Annotated in this window: 10 protein-coding genes; all 10 read right to left on the bottom strand. The window is 70.7% G+C overall.

Annotation, left to right across the window (positions count from 1 at the left end; translation table 11 throughout):
* Positions 1–2 precede the first annotated feature (2 nt).
* Positions 3–1,646, bottom strand: a complete 1,644-nt coding sequence (locus tag BDW27_RS15645) for a hypothetical protein (protein ID WP_110049893.1) — start codon at positions 1,644–1,646, stop codon at positions 3–5.
* Complete coding sequence (locus BDW27_RS15640; protein ID WP_110049891.1) at positions 1,647–4,088, bottom strand: hypothetical protein; 2,442 nt, start codon at positions 4,086–4,088, stop codon at positions 1,647–1,649.
* Position 4,089: 1 nt separating this feature from the next.
* On the bottom strand, positions 4,090–5,298 hold the full coding sequence (locus BDW27_RS15635) for a hypothetical protein (protein ID WP_110049889.1): 1,209 nt from the start codon (positions 5,296–5,298) through the stop codon (positions 4,090–4,092).
* A gap of 5 nt (positions 5,299–5,303) precedes the next feature.
* Positions 5,304–8,003 (bottom strand): hypothetical protein, encoded by a 2,700-nt coding sequence (locus BDW27_RS15630; protein ID WP_110049888.1) that lies wholly within the window; start codon positions 8,001–8,003, stop codon positions 5,304–5,306.
* A 31-nt stretch (positions 8,004–8,034) separates the two neighbouring features.
* Positions 8,035–9,618, bottom strand: coding sequence for an Hsp70 family protein (locus tag BDW27_RS15625; protein ID WP_110049886.1), 1,584 nt, complete (start codon positions 9,616–9,618; stop codon positions 8,035–8,037).
* A 92-nt stretch (positions 9,619–9,710) separates the two neighbouring features.
* Complete coding sequence (grpE, locus tag BDW27_RS15620; RefSeq protein WP_233515774.1) at positions 9,711–10,235, bottom strand: nucleotide exchange factor GrpE; 525 nt, start codon at positions 10,233–10,235, stop codon at positions 9,711–9,713.
* Positions 10,236–10,603: 368 nt separating this feature from the next.
* Complete coding sequence (locus BDW27_RS15615; RefSeq protein ID WP_110049884.1) at positions 10,604–12,103, bottom strand: DUF5719 family protein; 1,500 nt, start codon at positions 12,101–12,103, stop codon at positions 10,604–10,606.
* A gap of 3 nt (positions 12,104–12,106) precedes the next feature.
* Entirely contained in the window at positions 12,107–15,430 is a 3,324-nt protein-coding gene (locus tag BDW27_RS15610; RefSeq protein WP_110049883.1) for a glycosyltransferase family 2 protein, read from the bottom strand.
* 305 nt (positions 15,431–15,735) lie between these two features.
* Positions 15,736–16,023, bottom strand: a complete 288-nt coding sequence (locus BDW27_RS15605) for a WhiB family transcriptional regulator (protein ID WP_014908913.1) — start codon at positions 16,021–16,023, stop codon at positions 15,736–15,738.
* Positions 16,024–16,263: 240 nt separating this feature from the next.
* Complete coding sequence (locus tag BDW27_RS15600; RefSeq protein ID WP_110049881.1) at positions 16,264–17,649, bottom strand: hypothetical protein; 1,386 nt, start codon at positions 17,647–17,649, stop codon at positions 16,264–16,266.
* Between the last annotated feature and the right edge of the window lie 220 nt (positions 17,650–17,869).

Below are 17,869 nucleotides of genomic sequence, written 5' to 3'. Positions count from 1 at the left end.
GTTCACGCGGCCTTCCCCTCCTCTTCCGTCCCGGATGTTCGCGCCGACACCACGGCCAGCCTCGGGTCGGCCGAGCGCAGCACCCAGTCGAAGACCCGGACGGGGTGGGACGGGTCGGAGCCGTCCCGGGCCCCGAGCGAGTTCACCGCGAAGTAGCCGACGTTCCGGAAGTCGTCCTGGTCAATGCGCCGAACAAGACCGCGCGCCCCGTTGGCCCTCAGCCACTCCCGGACCGAGTCGCGCTCCTCGGGGTCGGGTCCGTCGGTGTCCGGGATCCGCTGGAGCACGTCGAGCTTGGTCAGGACGACCGCCAGGCGTTTGGCGTCCAACGGCACTCTCGACGCCCGGAGCCGGTCGACCACGCTGGCGTAGGCGTCCTCCTGATCGCCCTGGGCGAGCGGGACCGTGTCCCCCTCGTTGGCCCGCCGAAGCCGCTCGCGCACTGCGGGAAGGGCCAGGGGATCGAGGATGAACAGCAGGGTGTCGGTTGTGTCGAGGTAGCCCAGGGAGCCCGACCGGTCCCAGTCGACGAAGTTCTCCCCCGCCGCGTCCATGAAGTGGACCTCGGCCTCGCGCCCCCGCACCGACAGCATGAGCGGAACCCCCTCGGGGCGGTCGTCCCAGGCCGTCTTGGCCACCCTCCGACCGTTGGCGACGGCGGTGGCGGCGGCCCGAACGAAGTCCTCGGCTCCCGGGGAGATCGGGGTGAGCGTGCCCGAGAGCGACTCGACCTGGTGGGCCAGTTCGACCACACCGGCGGTCAGAAACTGGGTCTTGCCCGCGCTGACGGCTCCGATGACCGGCACCGGCAGGACCCGCCGAGTACCGCTTCCCTCCGGAGCGTCCTCATCGCAGAGGGGGCAGAGAGCGGTCAGCTGGCGGGCCGCCCTACTGACCGTGACCGGGATACGGGTTCCGCATCCGCACCGCCGATGGGAGACACCCAGGGGGCCCGGACGGACATCGCGGTGGATCGCCGTGCAATCGGGGTTGGCGCACCGGTAGCTCGGCGTCAGCGTGACCCGGTAGCACTTGACGCAGCGGAGCTCGGCCTTCCTGCGCCGCTGGGCCAGGTGACCGGACCAGCGGTACACCCTGACCCCGAGCGTCTGGACGAGGTGCACGACCCCGCCGAGGAGACGCATCAGCAAGTACCAGGTCAGGACCGACACCCACAGGCCCAAGGCATATCCGGTGACGACCGGCAGAAGCAGAGCCCCGAGGATCCACGAGTCGAACGCGGAGCGAAAGGCGTCGCGACTGATCCGCTTCGCCGCCGCCAGGACGGCGTTGGCGTCCCGCTTGGCCTGGTAGGGGACGTAGATCGGCCAGGCGTAGTCCCAGCTGGCCTGACCACGGGGCGCCGCACCGAGCACCCGTCCCGCCTTCACCGCCTCGGGTGTGGCGATCCCGGGTTGCTCCTCCTCCCTGCCCGCCAGGACGAACGGGGGCAGGACCACACCCCGGACGACACCGCCGACCAGGCCCACCAGGGAGGATCCGAGCCAGAGGACGAATACCCACGCGACGATCCGAAGGACGAGGGCGACGAGCGTCCAGACGATCATGATGACCAGGTAGATCACGATGATCACGGCGGCGATCGCCAGGCCGATCAGGAGCAGGATCAGTATGAGCTGCGGCATCTACTTCCCCCTCCCCCAGCCGAACGGATGGTTCGTCCTGCGCCGGTCTCCCGATCCGACCGGCCGTCCCCTGAGGTACCTGTCCAGTTCACTGCGGAACCGGAACCTGCCCCTGACCTCGCGGATCAGGTCAGGCTGCGAATGGGCGATCCCCGTCAGCGCGGCGTCGGCCGCCTCGGACACCTTCCGGTCGGGATCGGAGAGCAGCCGCAGGGCCCGGTCGACCACGCGCGGGTCCCGGCTCCGGTCCGCCTCGCGTTGCAGGTGGACCCGTATCGCCGCCGGCCCCCATGGGACGACCGCCAGGGCGAGCCTGTCCCGCCTCTCTCGATCGGCTCCGTCACGAGAGGCCGTCTCGCTCTCGGCCCTCTCCCGATCGTCCCCGTCCTGACCGACCGTGGCCTGGCCCTGGGAGCGCAGGAGCTCACGCCCGATGTCGTCCAGCAGGAGGGGGGCCATCGGCCGGAGCTTGAGCAGGTCCGTGTCGAGGGTCAGGTCCGCTTCGTCTCGGCTCTTCGCCCGCGCGGCCTCGAGGGTCCCCCGCGCCCGGAGATAGTCCTCGGACCATTGGGCGAGTTCGTTCAAGGGGGCATCTCTGAGAGCCTCCAGAAGCGGACCCCAGTCAACCTTCTCCGCCTCGGATCCCGGGGCGGGCGACAGGGCCTCCCTCACCGCCGACCTCAGTTTGGACAGCAGGGAGTTGGTGAAGCCGTGACGGTGGACCCACGACGCCCACAGTGCGGGGTCGTCCCGCACCTCGGAGCCGCCAAGGGCCAGTTGCCACGCCTCCGCTGGGATCAGCAGGGAGGTGGCGATCCGCTCACGGCGTTCGGCGAGGGGCAGACGACTGATCCTCCCGGCCTGGATCCAGCCGCGCAAGTCGGAGCTGTCGGTCTCCCACACGAGGAAGTCCCAGTCCCCACGGATCAGCGCGTCGACCGCCCAGCCCTCGTTCGCGTGGAACGCGTTTGCGAGGCGCCGTGCGGTGGCCGCCGCCACCTCCGGGCCGCCGAGCCACAGCCGCCACCTGTCCCGGCCTAGTCCCGGGTCGGTGAGCCACAGCCCTGAGAGGGTCTCGGCGGCGGCCGCGCGGGCCTCCTCCGTCACCGGGGCGCCGATCGCTCCGGCCGCTCCGAAAAGGTCGGGCAGGCTTTCCGTCGGGGCCGCGGCGAGCACGGCGTCCAGGAACCCTCCGGCCGCCGAACGCTCCTCCTCCGACTCCCACTCCACGGGAACCCGCGCCCCGGAGAGCTCCCGGGCGAAGGAACCGGCGAGCGCGGGAACGGCGGTGAGCGCCTCGAGCACCGGCAGGAGGACGGCGCGAGCCACCTCGTCCAGCCCGAGGTCGTGCGCGTGCCGAACGGCCCGTCCCGCCAGGGCGAACTCCTCCGCCGTGGTCGGTCCGTAGGTGACGGCGGCCTCACCCAGTTCCTCCCCGTACAGGGCCAGGTCGTCCTCCAGCCCGGCCCGCGCCAACCGCTCGATCGCCGAGACCGCGGTACGCCACGCACGGGCCCCGTCGGTCTCGGGGTCGGGTACAGCGACCAGTCGGGCGGCGTCGTTGGCCAGTTGCGGGCCGAGCACCGTCTCCCAGCGCCGCGCGACCTCCACGGCGGTCAGGGCGTCGGCGGCGTCGTGTCCGGTGAACAGTTCGGCCCGAGCCCGTGCCACGTCGCTCGGCTCGATGTCGGGAACCGTGCGGTTCGCCAGGTCCAGGACATGGGCGGAACCGAGGTCGCCCCCGCCGAACTCGGGGCTGACCCCCACCAGGAGGGCGTCGACACGCCACGGATCGTCCACCAACGCCCGGAAGTTGAGGGTTCGGGCGCGTTCGGCCTCCATGAAGAGCGTGCCCAGCGCGATCCAGCGCATCACCTCGTCGAGGTCGGTGTGCAGCAGCACCGCCTTGGTCGGTGTGGGCCCGAGGGCCGCGTCGATCATCGTCAGGTAGTGCGGGAGAACCCGCGTCGCCCACGCGTCGCCGGTGACCATTTCCTGGAGGGCGTCCACCTCGAACTCGGGGCGGACCTCCAAGGGGGTCACCCACGGGTCGGGGTCGGGTCCGGGTGCCTTCTCCAGGGTCCACTGGAGGGCCCCGTAGAGCTGGGCGGGACGGTAGGGGATGAAGTCGTCCGGGTCGGAGGTGGTGATGACCTGGGTGACCTGGTTGCCGGGACGGCCGCTGTTGGTGATGCCGGAGGACCTGCCCCGGGAGAGGTAGCTGCGCCCGTCCCGGACCTCGAAGGCGCACGTGGGCGGGTGGTCGAGCGCGTCGTGGCCCAGGTCCCAGGAGGGGACCACCCGGTGGAGCAGCCCCTCCCGGATGCGCTGCTGGTCCACCCCGGTCACTCCCGGGGAGACCGCCTGGAAGTTGAAGCCGTCGACGCCGTCGACAGCCTCACCCGCCATGACGTCGGTGTAGGTCGCTGTCTCGAAGGCCATCTCACGCTCCCGTCGACGGAAGGAAACCGCGCATCGCCATGAGCCAGAGCAGCGGTTCGGCGATGCGATGGGGCAACAGGCCGCGCTGGTTCACGCGCTGGGAGGCGTAGTCCGGTTCGGCGCCCAGGGCGGAGGCTCCGAAGAGCCGGAATGAGGTGTAGTTGTGCTCGAGTTTGCGGAGGAGTCCGGCTCCTCCCCACTGCTGGATCAGCAGGCCCACGTGGTCGTGCACGGTCTGTCCCTCGGACTCGTCGAACACCGGCCGCTTCGACGAGGGGCTGCGCAGCGGGTGGTCCTCCTCGATCTGGTCGAAGAAGGCGTCGATCTTGGACACCACCACCGCGATGGGCTGCTTGATCTTCTTCGTCCGCTTGACGTTCCCCGTGGCGCGCAGGACGGCGGTGATGGCGTCGATCACCTCCTCCGGGCCGGTCTCCATGTAACCCGCCCCCTTGTCCACCGCCCGTTTGTGGTTCTCCGGGAAACCGAAGGGATCCAGCAGCAGGATGACCCCGGAGGTGGCACCCAGGTAGCGCTGGGTCATGGCCGCGTCGGTGGTCGCGAAGTCCTCACCCGCGTTGTCGTAGAAGGAGAAGACCGTGGAGGCGGTCCGGGAGGTCCCCAACGGTCCCTTCTTCGTGTACCGCCAGGAGTAGACCGCGGGTTCCTTCCTGCCGGTGCGGTTCTCCTGGGTCTGCCCGGGAACGGTCCCGCTCCCCTCGCTCATGAGCTGGTGGTAGACCCGCAGGTCCCGAGTGAGCCCGGACTTGCCGCCCGGGGCGTCGATGGCAGCGTCGAAGCGGTCGGCGACGGAGGTCTGGAGTTCGGCGTCCAGGATCGAGAGCATGACGGTCTTGCCCGCCCCTCGGACACCGACCATGCCGAAGAGGGCGGAGTCGGCACCGTATTCGGAGGGCAGGAGCGAATGGCACTCCGGGCACACCGGCGGCCCGGGCTCGGACCCGCAGTTCTCACAGTTGCCGGAGAGGCCGGGTTTGGGGACCCCGCCCAGGAGCTTGCCGGGCTTCTCCGACCCGATGACGGGCCAGTACCCGTTGGTGTCGTTGAAGTGCCTGCCGCGAGCCGGGTCGGCCTTCTTCTCGCAGGGGGTCCTGCCGGCCGCGTGCCGCCCCGAGCACCGGTAGGCCAGCTTCCGGGGGTTGATCTCGGTGTAGCAGTACGGGCACGGGGCCGTCGTTGTGAAGAGCACTGCGCTCAGCCTCGCATCTGGCTTGTCGGGGGATCCTGCAACCGGGCGCCACTGCCCGGTTCGACGAAGAGCCGCACCCAGAACGGGGTGGCGACCTTTCCCAGCTTGAGTTCGAAGGAGAGGGAACTCTGGTCGGTGAAGTCCAGTTCGCGGCGGTCCATCACGGTTCCGTCCGAGGCGCCACCCGGCATGAACTTCGCTTCCTTGAGGACCGTGAGGACCAGGATCCGCCCCCGGTACTCCGGGGACTGGGCGGTCACCCTGACGGTCCCCTTCCCGCCCATCCAGGAGCGCCTGACCTCCAGGGAGTAGCGCACCTTGGGCGTGGGTCCGCTCAACGCGACAGCGAGGGACGCGGACGCCCATTCCCGGTCTCCGGTCCGCACCACGGTGGCCAGGGTGATGTCGCTGACCGAGTCCGCGTCCGGGATGCGGACCCCGCCGCCGTCGTTGTAGACGGTTCGGGAAACCCTGCGGGTGGTTTGCTGACCGCCCGCCTTCCAGCCGACCTCGATCAGGTGGTCGCCCTCGGGCCACTCCCAGGACAGCCGGAGCTCGTCGCCCAGCCTCTCGACGGTCGGTGTCCTCACCTGCGGAGCCGAACCGGTGATCTGGGCGGTGCCGACCAGTCCGCCGTCACCGTCCACGGTCACGGGGACCAGGAGGTTGACCTCCGGAAGTGAATCGAACTCGCACGTGGTACGCCCGCCGCTCTCCCCTCCCGGGCGCAGGGTCAGCCGTCGGCCGCGCATGCCGGAGAGACCGGCCTGGGTGAGCCGGGTTCCGGACTCGACCCGCGCGCTGACCGGCAGGGCCCACAGCTCGACCGAGTAGCCGGTGACGGTCGGCCAACTGGCCCGGTGGGCCTCCGGGGTCGACTCGATCCGCAGGTCCTCCACAGCCTGGATGGAGCCCCGCGGTGTCGCGTAGGTGCTGACGGTGGCCGACTCCCGCCGCTGGCCGCCCTCCGTCAGGTAGACGGCGGCGACGGAGAACCGGTACCTGGTACCCAGAGTCAGCCCGGTGACGGTCATCCGGCCGGGTGTCGTGGGACGGTGCGTCCTCTGGCTCCCGTCCGGGGCCGTCTGGGTCACGACCGCGCCGAGGGCCTCGGGCGGCACCCCCCACGAGAGCGACACCCGTGAGGAACCGGAGGAGGCCCCCAGGTCGAACGGTGCGGGTAGGACCTCACAGGTGTCCGTGGCCGGGGCCGAGTAGAGGGCACCGTCGCGGGTGGCGAACACCGAATAACGCACCCGGGTACCGACCGGGGGCCTCTCATCGCGGAAGAGCGTGCCCGTGAAGCCGTTCGCGAGAAGCTCGCCGTCCTGGGGATTGGCGGGGACGCCGTCGGCCGCCCGCACCACCGCGTAGCGGGCCGTTCCCTCCCCGTCCGCGCTCCAGGACACCACGAGAGCCTGGCCGTCCGCCCTCAACGACAGGTTCGCGGGGGGCGGGGGAGGCAGCCCCTGGAGCCGCCTGCGCAGCTCCTCGTCGCGGGTGTCCACGGCCAGGGCCTCCCGCAGGGCCGCCGCGGCGGCCGCGTAGTCCCCGGACCTGACCGCGGTCTCGTAGCGCGCGACGCTCTGGTTCTTCTTCCGCTCGGCGACCTCGACCCGCTTCGCCAGACGCTCCCGTTCGACGCTCTCCTCGCGCTCCGGCCCGGGAAGGCTGTCGAGCAGTCTGCGCGCCTCACCCAGGGCCCCGACGGCCAACCGGTCGGCGACGTCGTTCGGGCTGAGGACCTTCGTGGAGGCGGACAGTTTGGTGACCAACCGCGCCGCGTCGGTGTGGTCCACGCCCCACTCGCACAGCTTCTCGTGCACGGTGACCCGCGGCAGACCACGACGCAGCAGGCGCTCGACCGCCTCGGCGAGGGAGCACAGGGCCAGCGCGTGCAGCTCGGCGGGCGAGGCGCACTCGGCCAGGGCCGCCAGCCCGTTCTGGGCCGCCTGGCGGGCGCCCTCCTCGACCCGGGCCTCCTGCCGTTGCAGCAGTTCCTTGGCCCGGGCCACGTCGTCCGGGCCAAGGACCCGTGCGGGCTCGCCACGGGAGAGCTCGTCGACGACCCGGATCCCCTCATGCTGCTCGGGCCGGGTCACCACGTCCACCAGGGTCCGGAACTCGGGGAAGTCGGTCACCACGCGTACCGCCGGGGGCACCCTGACCCTGGGGACCTCGAAGTCGTCGGTGATCCGCACCCCGTGTGCCGAGAGCGCGTCGACCAGGTCGCTCCTGGCCACACCCGTCAGGCCGGTACTGGAGGCCAGCTCGGTGACCTGGTCGGACAGCACCACCTTCAGCGGGTGCTCCTGTGCCACCGCCCGGGCGAACCCGTCCAGCCGCGTCCGCATGGCGCTGGTCCGCGCCTTGGCCATCCCGGACCAGAAGGCGGGGTCGGTGACCGCCACGTCGGCCTGCCGCATCAGCTCCAGCAGCTTCTTCAGCAGCTGCGCGGAGCGTTTGTTCTTGACGATGGGGCTGTTGAACGCCGCCTCGACACTGCCGAGGTGCTTCTCCAGTTCCGCCCCGGCCATCGAGGGTTCCACGGCGAACAGCTCGGCCATGTCCAGCCGGGCCAGAGCGGTGGCCCCGTCCGTCCCCTGGAGGTCCCGGATGGCCTGCTGGAGCACCGCCATCCGGTCCTTGTCCTTCTCCAGCGGGACGAGGACCGACTTCCTGTACTGCTTGGCGTCCAACGCCACCCTTGCCTCCAGTGCCTCCGGCCCGGCCTTGTCAGGAACGCAGCGCGAGGCCGGAGACCTGCTTGGCCGCCTGCTCGACCTCGTCCTGCGAGAGGACCGAGACCTGTGCCTCGACGTCGATGGTCCGGTTACCGGTGGGCTCGAAGGCCGTGACCCGGGCCAGCCCCTCGGCGGTCACCGTGAGGGTGATCTCGATCGGCGACTTCCTGGGCATGAGCGGGATCTCCAGCGACTTCTCCTGGAGGAGCTGGTTGTCCTCCGGGGACCGCGACTCGAGTTCACCGCCCTGCTCGTAGAGCCCGATCTCGACCTCGCTCTGGTTGTCCACGATGGTCCGGGCCGTGATGGGGTCGAGTCGCACGGGAATGGAGTCGTTGGCGTGCACGAGGAAGCTGATGAAGGCCTCGTCCTTATCCACGTCGTGGAAGCGGACGCCGAGACCGCGCGAGAGGACGTTGGTGACGCTGAGGGCCTTGGCGCCGCCGAGGAAGTACTTCTGCTCGGCGTCGGCCGCCACCGCCACCTCGGTGCCGTCAGTGGACAGGACCTCGTCCACGGCGGCCTGCCCGTAGATGGCGGCGCCCTTGGCGACAGCGAGGTCGAAGTCGCTACGGGCCGGGTCCCAGCCGAGCTGGTCGCGCAGCGCGGTCTCGATCATGGGCATCTTGGCCGAACCGCCGACCAAGAGCACCCGGTCGATCGTCAGCCCCGGCGTCTTCCGCTCGGCGGTGTCCACGGTCCGCTGGGCGATCTCCAGGGTCTGCCCGACCAGGTGGCGTGTGGCGGCGTCGAACTCGTCCCGCGTGACCTCGACCTTCTCGTCCCTGTCCTCGTAGCGGCAGCGGACGGTCGCCTTCTCCCGCTTGGTCAGGGACCTCTTGGTCTCCTCGACCTGACCCAGCAGTTCGGCCTCGAACTCCTCGTCCAGCAGGGGGTCGTCGTCGCCCAGACCGGCCGCCTCGACGAACTTCTCCACGATCAGCTGGGAGAGCGCGGTGTCCCAGTCCGCTCCGCCCAGGGTCTTGTTCCCGTCGACGGCGACGACCTCGACCCGGCCCGCCTCCGCCCGCATGACCGTGGTGTCGAAGGTGCCGCCGCCGAGGTCGTAGACCAGGACGGTCTCCGCGCTCTCACCGCGGATTCCGAGCGAGAGCGCGGCGGCCACCGGCTCGGTCACGATGCCGACCACCTCCAGTCCGGCGATCTGCCCGGCCTGCCGGGTGGCCTCCTTCTCCTTGACCCCGAAATAGGCGGGGACGGTGATGACCACCCTGTTGACGTCCTGCTGGCTCTCGCTGTTGGCCGTGTTCACCAGTTCCTTGAGGATCAGCGCGGACACGCTCTCCGGCGTGTACCTCTCGCCGTGGAAGTCGAGGGGGTAGGGGGTACCCATGTGGCGCTTGATCAGCGAGCAGGCGTGGTCGGGGGCCGACCGCTGCACACGCTTGGCCTCCTCACCGACGACGATGTTGTTCGCACCCTCGAAATAGACCACCGAGGGGGTTGTCGGGTTGCTGTCGAAGTTGGGGACGACTTCGGCCTGCCCGAGATCATTGATCCGAGCAATAGCGGAGTACGTCGTACCCAGGTCGATTCCGTACACGCTGTCACTCAACGTGGGACTCCTTCTTGGGAATTGGTCGTATGGCACCGCTCTGGGACCGTTCGCGGTCAGTGTCCGCGCCGGTTCACCATGACGGCAGCACCCTACTGAGGCGGCTGATACCGGTAAACGCTCACCTGTGCCGGGAGGAACACCCGGCCAGCGTCGACATAGGTGAATCCCTGGCGGAGGACGCGATGGACGCGCTTGTCCATTTCGGCGTCGCTGGTGGGGACGACGCGTGCCGCGTGGTGTTTCGCGGGGTCGAACTCGGCGGAAGGCGCGGCGGCCACGGATTCGACGTCGATGAGGCCGAGCGACTCCTCAATGGCGTCCATGAAGAAATCGAAGTCCTTCTCGGCCTTCTCCCCTCGTTCACGCGCCCGCTCCGCTGCCTCGGCCGCCTGGGCGTGCAGTCCCGCGAACCTGCGGAGCACGGGCTTGAGCAGGGCCTGGACCTGGTCCCCCTGGAGTTGCTCGATCCGCCCCTGCATCTGCCGGATGATCTGTTCCTGGGTCTCACTGCGGACGTGGAATCTCCGCACCTGCTCCTCCAGGCCGCCGACGGCCGCCACCACTCCCCCGTGCGACGCTTCCGCCGCGTGGGAATCGGCGGGAACCTCGACCACCTCCGTGGGTTGGGCCGCGCCCTCCGAAACCTCCGGGATGCCGGATTCGGTCTCCTTCTCCGGGGGCGACGGTGAATCGGAACTCGGCGCGATATCGCTGGCGACGGGATCCACATCCGCGCACGGAGGACCAAAGTCCCCGGTCAACGATTCACCCACGAAAACCTCCCGACGCGTCCGGCTCAGATCCGGGCCAAGTATGGCAGACGCCGATTGGCTGTTCCGGACGTTTCCGTGACGCACTGCCACCGCCCCGACTGGGCCTGGGAGAATTCGGACAGGTCACGAATGGAAGACTCGGGGCCGACCGTGAAAGGGTCGACCCCGAGAGTGTTTCCGTGCTTTGAGTGGTTTCGGAGAAGGCAGGGTCAGGGGACGATGCCGGTCATGCTGTTCCGGACCACGGGGAGTTGGACCGACACCGGCGCGGGGGTGACGGGCAGGACGCTGAGAGCGTCCCCCGAGCGCAGCACGCGCGCGGCGTAGACCGGGCCGGAGCCCTCCAGCAGCTCCAGGCGGACCGCGTAACCGTCCTCGGGGTCAGCCCCCGAGGGAACCCCCCAGCCGTCGGTGTCCGTGCCGAGGACGTGGGTGGTTCCGGCGGCGACCTCGGCGCGGACGGCGTCGCCCATGCTCCCGTCGGCGGCGATCGGGGTGGCCACGACCCTGGCGTCCTCGTCGAGAGCGCCCAGGACCAGTTCCATGTCGATGTCCTCGGGCATGTCCGGGATGACAGCGGTGGTGTCGAGGGGCCCGGTGAGGGGGTCGACGGCGGCGGTGTAGGCGGTCTCGACGACCTTCTTGCCGTCGACGGCCTCCGCGATCACCCCGGCGACGACGGGTCCGTCGGCCTCGACGACGACCGTTCCGGGAGCCTCGGAGAGGGCGCTCTCCAGGGTCAGCCAGGAGGACGCGGCCGGGGGGACGTTCAGGACGAGGGGCTCGTCGTCGGTGTCGTTGGGCTCCTCGGTCACCACGCGCACGCGGGCCTCGACGGGCTCGTCGCCGGGGGCGGCCACGAACAGGCGGCGGGTCCCCTCTCCCCCGGGCACTCCGGGGATCACGTGCTCTTCGTCGGGCGAGCGGGTGGGCGGAACCCAGTCGCTGTTGCCGGAGGAGTGTTCGGCGAGCAGCGAGGCGGCGACGCGGCCGGTGCTGGTCCGCACGTGGACACCGAGCGATCCGGTGTTCTGGATCAGTTCGGTGACGTCGAGCTCGGTCGACTCCCCCGGCCCGAGGTGGATGCCCCGGCTCTCCGGGGAGTAGGAGGGGCCCTCCATGGTGTAGATGTCGACGCTGACCGTCGCCCGGAAGTCCTCCGGGTTGGCCAGGTGCACGGTGAGGGTCTCCAGGTCGACGTCATCGGGGTCGTCGGCGCCGGGCAGGGCGAACCAGGTGCCGATCGACGGCGCGGCGCAGCGGACCTCGGTGATGGCGTCGTCGGAGACGGTGGTCTGCGCCGAGTCGAGCCCGGACGCGAGGGCGCCCTCGGCGTGCAGGGCGGTGGGCCGCGTGGCGTCCCCGGTGTCGGTGCGCCAGACCCGGCCGGGCTCGGTGAGCTCCTCACCGAGCGTCTGGGCGCCGGCGCCGCCTTCGTCCACCTCGGCCAGGGGGACGGCCCGCAGTTCGCCCTCGTCGTCGCGGCTGACCCGGGGTGCGAAGGCCGCCACCGAGCTGTCGGCGTCGTCGGACGACTCGTGGGGCGCCGGGCAGACCCGTGCGGCCAGGTCCGGGCGCACGGTGTCGGGCTCGGACACGCCGAGCTCGGCGTTGACCGGCCGGATCACGAACGCCACCCCGAACAGGGCGAGCAGCGCCAACGCGACCAGCCCGAACAGGGCGAACCGGTTCTCCACGATCAGTCGCATGTCCTACCCCTCGTCCTCGGTGCGGCGCCTGCCGGAGGCCCGGCGGGTTCCGGCCCTCCGTGTGCCCCTCGTCCCCCGGCGCTTGCCTCGGACGACGGGGATGGACCCGGTGGTGGTCGGCCCGGGGTCGGGTTCCGGGTTCTCCTCCTGGACACTCGCGTTCTCCGGGGCCGCGCGGCGGGCCCTCCCGGTGCGGCGGGGACGACGGGGTCGGGGCATCGGGGTGGCCTCGATGAGTCGGCGCTCCTCCTCCGTGCGCACGCCCGGAGCCGCGAGCACCGCCACGATCAGCAGCAGCACCCCCTGGGTGATCCGCCAGGCGGTGTGCACGAGGTCGGTGTGCCACACCCGGAGTTCGCCACCGTGCACTGGGAGGGCCCAGGCCTGCGTCCCGTTCTCGGTCTCGACGGGTGTGAGGTCGGCGCCGTCCAGCGTGGCCCGCCACCCGCCGTCAGCGGGTTCGGCGAGGGCGAGGCTGCGACCGGTGTGGCCTCCACCGATCTCGGCGGTGAGGTGGTCGGCGGAGCCCTCCACCCGGAGGGCCTCGGCTTCGAGACCGTCCTCGGAGACCACGCGCAGCACGCCGGTGGGTTCGGCGATCCGCCAGAGGCCGTAGTGGTTGGACAGCGACTGCCTTCCGAGCCCCGGGGTGCCGTCGAGGGTGTCGACCATGGTGGCGTCGGCGGGCCCGCCGAGTTCCGGCCGGGGGTAGAGCACGTACTGGATGCCGTGGTCGAGCAGGGCCACCAGCTGGTCGCTGCCCTGGCCGGCCGCGAGTTCGGCGACGGCCTGGTCCATGGCCGCGCGGTTGGCGGGTTCGGGGACGATGCGCTCCTCCCCCAGCCGGGGTTCGCGGCCCCGGACCACCACGTAGTCGACGCTGCCGTCCTCGGCGGGGGTGACGATGACCGTGCGGGGTTCGGTGCCGTCGGAGCTCACGCTCTCCAGGGCCCCGGGCACGGAGCGGGGCGCGTTCGCGGTGACCGGCCCGTCCACTCCCTCCCACATCCACAGGGCCGCGGCCGACACCGGCGTGGCCAGCGCGAGCAGGGCCACGGCCAGAGCGAAGTACCTCCGCAGGCCTCCGTGGCGGATCATGTTCCCGAAGGCGCGGGCGGCGGTGGCGGCCGTCAGGAGGACGGCGGTGGACGCGAAGGACAGGGCGACGCCGGGCCAGACCTGCGCGGGCGGGCCACCGAAGTAGGGTTCGATGACGATCCTGCTGGTCAGGACGGCGACGAGCATCCCGAACAGGGCCAGGCTCCAGCCCGCCGCGACCAGCATGCGGTTGCGGAGCAGCAGCAAGGAGCACAGGGCCGCGGCGATGAAACCGGCGGTCACCCAGAACGGGGGCGTTCCGGGGCCTCCCGGGGACAGCATGAGCAGTTCGGTGGGGGTCGCCCCGGGGTTGGACAGCTCGGGTCGGTGCAGCCCCGCCTCCAGCAGCCACAGGCTGGGGTGCCGCAGGAGTTCGAGGGTCCACGGCATGAGGAGCACGGCGGGCGTGCCCAGGCTGATGGCCACGCTGACGAAGATCCGGCGGCCGAGGTGCCCGAAGGCGACCGCGACCAGAACCCCGGTGACCAGGCACAGCAGCCAGACAATGGGCACGAACGCGGTGGCCACCGTGAGCGCGAGGCCCAGCCCCCAGGCGGCCCTGCGCGAGGGTTTGGGCGGCATCGAGACCAGGCGGACCAGCAGCAGGCCGAGGATCGGCAGCAGCGCGTGGACGAGGGCGGTGCCCAGCCTTCCCTGCGCGACGGCTCCGGTGGCCATGGGGAGCAGGGCGTAGGCCCCCGCCATCCACAGGCGCGCCGGGCGAAAGCGCAGTACCTCACGGGCGAGCAGGTAGGAGGTGAGTCCGGCGAGTGGGACGCAGCCGAGGAGGATCACCATGACGGCGATCCACGGCTGGCCGAAAGTGAGGGTGGACAGCAGTGCGAGGAACCCGACGTAGGGCGGAACGGCACCGGACGAGCCCACGCCGCTGTCCGGGTGTCCCGCCAGGTAGAGGTTCCACAGGTCGAGGGCGTTGCCGGTGACCGGCGGCAGGGCCCCGCCCGCGAGCATCCCGCCGAGGAGGAGGGAGCGTTCGGCGATGATCGTCACCACGGTCAGGCCGATGACCAGCAGGACCCCCGGTTGGAGGACCACGCGCCGCAGGAAGGACGTGGAGTCGTCGGCGGGGCCGTCGTCCTCCTCGCCCGGTGGCGCGGTCACCGCCTGGTGCCGCCCCGCGGTGTCGGTCATCCGCTCCCCGGTGAGGATCCCGGTGACCGCGTCGGCGAACTGCCGCATGGCCACCCCCCGGGCCAGGAACGGCCGGATGGCGCTGTAGGTGCGGCGGCGGTCGCGGCGGCGACGGAACCGGGCCCGGGCCAGGCGGAACGGCCGGCCGTAGACGAGGGTGATCGCGGCCGCCTCGTCCAGCGCGTTGGCCGGTTGTTTGATGAGCAGGTACATGACCACGCGCAGCAGCGAGCCGACGGAGTTGCGCAGCAACGCGAACACCATGCCGCCGACGGGCAGGTTGGCGAGCAGCACGAACACGGCGTGCCTGCGGTCCACACGGCGGGGGTGGTTGCGGGTGGCGGTGATCCGCCTGCGGCGGCGTGCGGAGGCCTCCGCGTGGTAGGCGACGGCGTCGGTGACCAGGCGCACCCGGAGCCCGGCCCCGCCCACGCGCCAGCAGAAGTCGATGTCGTCGCGAAACAGCGGGAGCGCCGGGTCGAACCCGCCGAGGCGTTCCCACACGTCGCGGCGGACCAGCATGCCCGCGCTGGAGACCGCCAGGACCTGGCGGGTGCCGTCGTGCTGGCCGTGGTCGAACTCGCGCTGTTCCAGGCCGGTCTCGCGGCGGCCCGCGCCGTCGATGGTGACGCCCGCCTCAACGAGGAGGCGGCGATCGAACCAGTCGCGCAGCTTGGGCCCGAGGACCGCGCTGCGGGGGTCCTGTTCGGCGGCGGCGAGCAGGTGTTCGAGGGCGTCCTTCTCCGGGGTGAGGTCGTCGTGGATCAGCCAGATCCACTCGGTGGCGTCGTCCTCGAACCCGTGCACCTCGGTGGTGGACCTGGGCAGGTCCAGCGCGGCCTTGACGGCGTCGCCGTAGCCGGTGCGGGCGGGCAGGTCGATGACGGCGTCGGCCGGGAGGTGGTCGGCGAGGACGTCGGGGCTGCCGTCGGTGCTGCCCGTGTCGGCGGCCACGACCCGCTGTACGGCGCGGGTCTGGGCACGGAGCGCGGACAGGGTTTCCGGCAGCCATCGTGAGCCGTCGTGGGACACGATGACCGCGGTGACGACGTGGCGGGCGGAATCCAGGTCAAGCACGGCTGTGGTCGGTTCTCTCCGGGAGAAGGGGCGGGCCCGTGCGCGGGCCCGGGATGTGCCGACCGGGACGGTCGGTGGGCGCCTGTGCGCGCCGGGGCGGTTCGCGGACGCGAACGCGGGACATCACGATACGCCACCCCGCACCATTACGGATCATTTTGGTCGGGGACGCGAGGGTCTCCCATAGTGGCGCATTCGACACCCAGCGGACCTGCCGGACCAATCCTGTCCAAGGGCCCGAAGGGTATGAAACATGAAAAAGGCGCGCCCGGGCTCGTGGCCCGGACGCGCCGTGACGCGTACCCCTACAGCATGTCCGCCAGGAAATCGAAATCTCCCCCGGCGGCCTTCTTCAGCCTTCGGCGCTCGCGCTCGGAGAGTCCCCCCCAGATGCCGAAGCGTTCGTCGTGCTCCAGCGCGTATTCCAGGCACTCCGCACGTACCTCGCACGACTGGCAGACCTTCTTAGCCTCCCGGGTCGAGCCGCCCTTCTCGGGGAAGAACGCCTCCGGGTCGGTCTGCGCGCACAGGGCACGTTCCTGCCAGCCCAGATCTTCGTCCGAGCCGTGCGCCAGCGGGATGACCTCGCTCATGCGCACCTCCTGTTGCCCCCCAATAGATGTCCCCGACCCTTTTCGTCCCCCGGGTCGGGCGAAAATCCCACATTGGAATTACACGCGCGCGCATCACTGTGAGTCAAGCGCGCTGCGTGGTAATCCACTGAATATCATGTAACCCGCCTCCAACGGCAGGCCCGCGATGTCCGTCTTGTGGATTACCACGCAATTCACGTACCTTCCCAAGGCGTGGAGAGCGTGGCGAACCGAGTCGGTTCAGCGCTGGCCGTCGTTGCCGTACCAGTTCTGCTGGCCGTCGGTTCCGCCCTGTCCTTGCTGGTCAGAGCCGTATCCGGAGCCGGAGCCGTACTGGTTGCCGTAGGCGCCGCCGCTCTGGTCGGCCGCCTCGGCCCCACTCTTCTCCCCGGAGTTAAAGAATGGTTCAACTCCGGGCTCGGCCTGGGCTTCCTGCCCCTGCTGGCCCTGGTCCTGGTACCAGCCGTTGGCGATGGCGTCCTGGGCCTGCTGGTCCACGGCGGGCTGCGGCGCGTACTGCGACGGGTCGTAGGCCTGGCCGTAGGCCTGCTGGGCTCCGGTCCCGTACGCCTGCTGCTGAGCGGCGGCGTCCTGGCCGTAGGCGGCCTGCTGACCCGAGGCGTCATAGTTGTACGCCTGCGGCTGACCGGAGGTGTCGTAACCGTAGGCCTGCTGCTGGGCCGCGGCGTCCTGACCGTAGGCGGCCTGCTGACCCGAGGCGTCATAGCCGTAGGCGGCCTGCTGCTGCGCAGCGGCGTCCTGACCGTAGGCCTGCTGGGCGCCGGTCCCGTACGCCTGCTGCTGAGCGGCAGCGTCCTGACCATAGGCGGCCTGCTGACCCGAGGCGTCATAGCCGTAGGCGGCCTGCTGCTGGGCAGCGGCGTCCTGACCGTAGGCCTGCTGGGCGCCGGTCCCGTACGCCTGCTGCTGAGCGGCGGCGTCCTGACCATAGGCGGCCTGCTGACCCGCGACGTCGTAACCGTAGGCGGCCTGCTGCTGAGCGGCGGCATCCTGACCGTACGCGGCCTGCTGCTGGGCGGCGGCGTCGTAACCGTAGGCCTGCTGCTGGGCGACGGCCGGGTCGGTGGACGGGTAGCCCGCCGGAGCGAAGGACTGCTGCGCGCCGGTCGCGGGCGGGAACGGCTGCTGGTTGTACATCTGCTGCTGCGGCTGCGCCCGGGGCACCACGGTCGGGTCGTTGAAGATCTTGATCAGGTAGAACCCGAAGAAGCCCAGCACCGCACCCTGGGCCGCACGGCCCAGGAACCCGGCGAACGCCATGCCGCCCTCACCCGGACGGATGTCGATGAAGCCGCTGATCAACGCGATCAGGCAGAAGAGCAGACCGACACCGACCAGGATCATCGAGGTCAGGATCACGGGGAAGGAGTTGGGGCGGGTCCGCTCGCTGGTCAGCACCAGGCCGACCACGACCACGAGCAGGAGAGTGACGGTGAATCCGAAGAAGTCGCCACCGTTCGCCACCATCGCCAGCGGGAAGCTGTAGCCCTGTGCGCTGGAGCTGATGATCACCGAGATGAGCCCGGCGAGCATGTGGACGCCCAGGGCACCGAGCAGGACCCAGGCCCCGGGCAGGCGCAGGCGGTCGAGTGTTTCGTTGTTCAAGAGAGGTTCCCCTCTGCTGCTTCGCCGTCGCGTCGGAGGAAGCTTGGCATATCGTCGGGCTGTCGGGTGAATCGGCCAGGGCGCGCTCGAGAGACATGGGGACAGCGAACGCGGGGCCGATGAAGTGGGATGGCGACCACCGTCCGATGGTTCACACACCGTCGGTACCGGAAGGGTCACGCTGGATCGTACCCACGGAGGGGCAGACGACCCATACTCG

This window comes from Nocardiopsis sp. L17-MgMaSL7 (assembly GCF_003182025.1).
GTDB lineage: Bacteria > Actinomycetota > Actinomycetes > Streptosporangiales > Streptosporangiaceae > Nocardiopsis > Nocardiopsis prasina.
This window is presented reverse-complemented; position numbering and strand designations above follow the sequence as displayed.

Coding starts and splice junctions, on each gene's coding strand:
- BDW27_RS15645 (WP_110049893.1), bottom strand. CDS start 1,646: ATGCCGCAGCTCATACTGATCCTGCTCCTGATCGGCCTGGCGATCGCC.
- BDW27_RS15640 (WP_110049891.1), bottom strand. CDS start 4,088: ATGGCCTTCGAGACAGCGACCTACACCGACGTCATGGCGGGTGAGGCT.
- BDW27_RS15615 (WP_110049884.1), bottom strand. CDS start 12,103: ATGCGACTGATCGTGGAGAACCGGTTCGCCCTGTTCGGGCTGGTCGCG.
- BDW27_RS15605 (WP_014908913.1), bottom strand. CDS start 16,023: ATGAGCGAGGTCATCCCGCTGGCGCACGGCTCGGACGAAGATCTGGGC.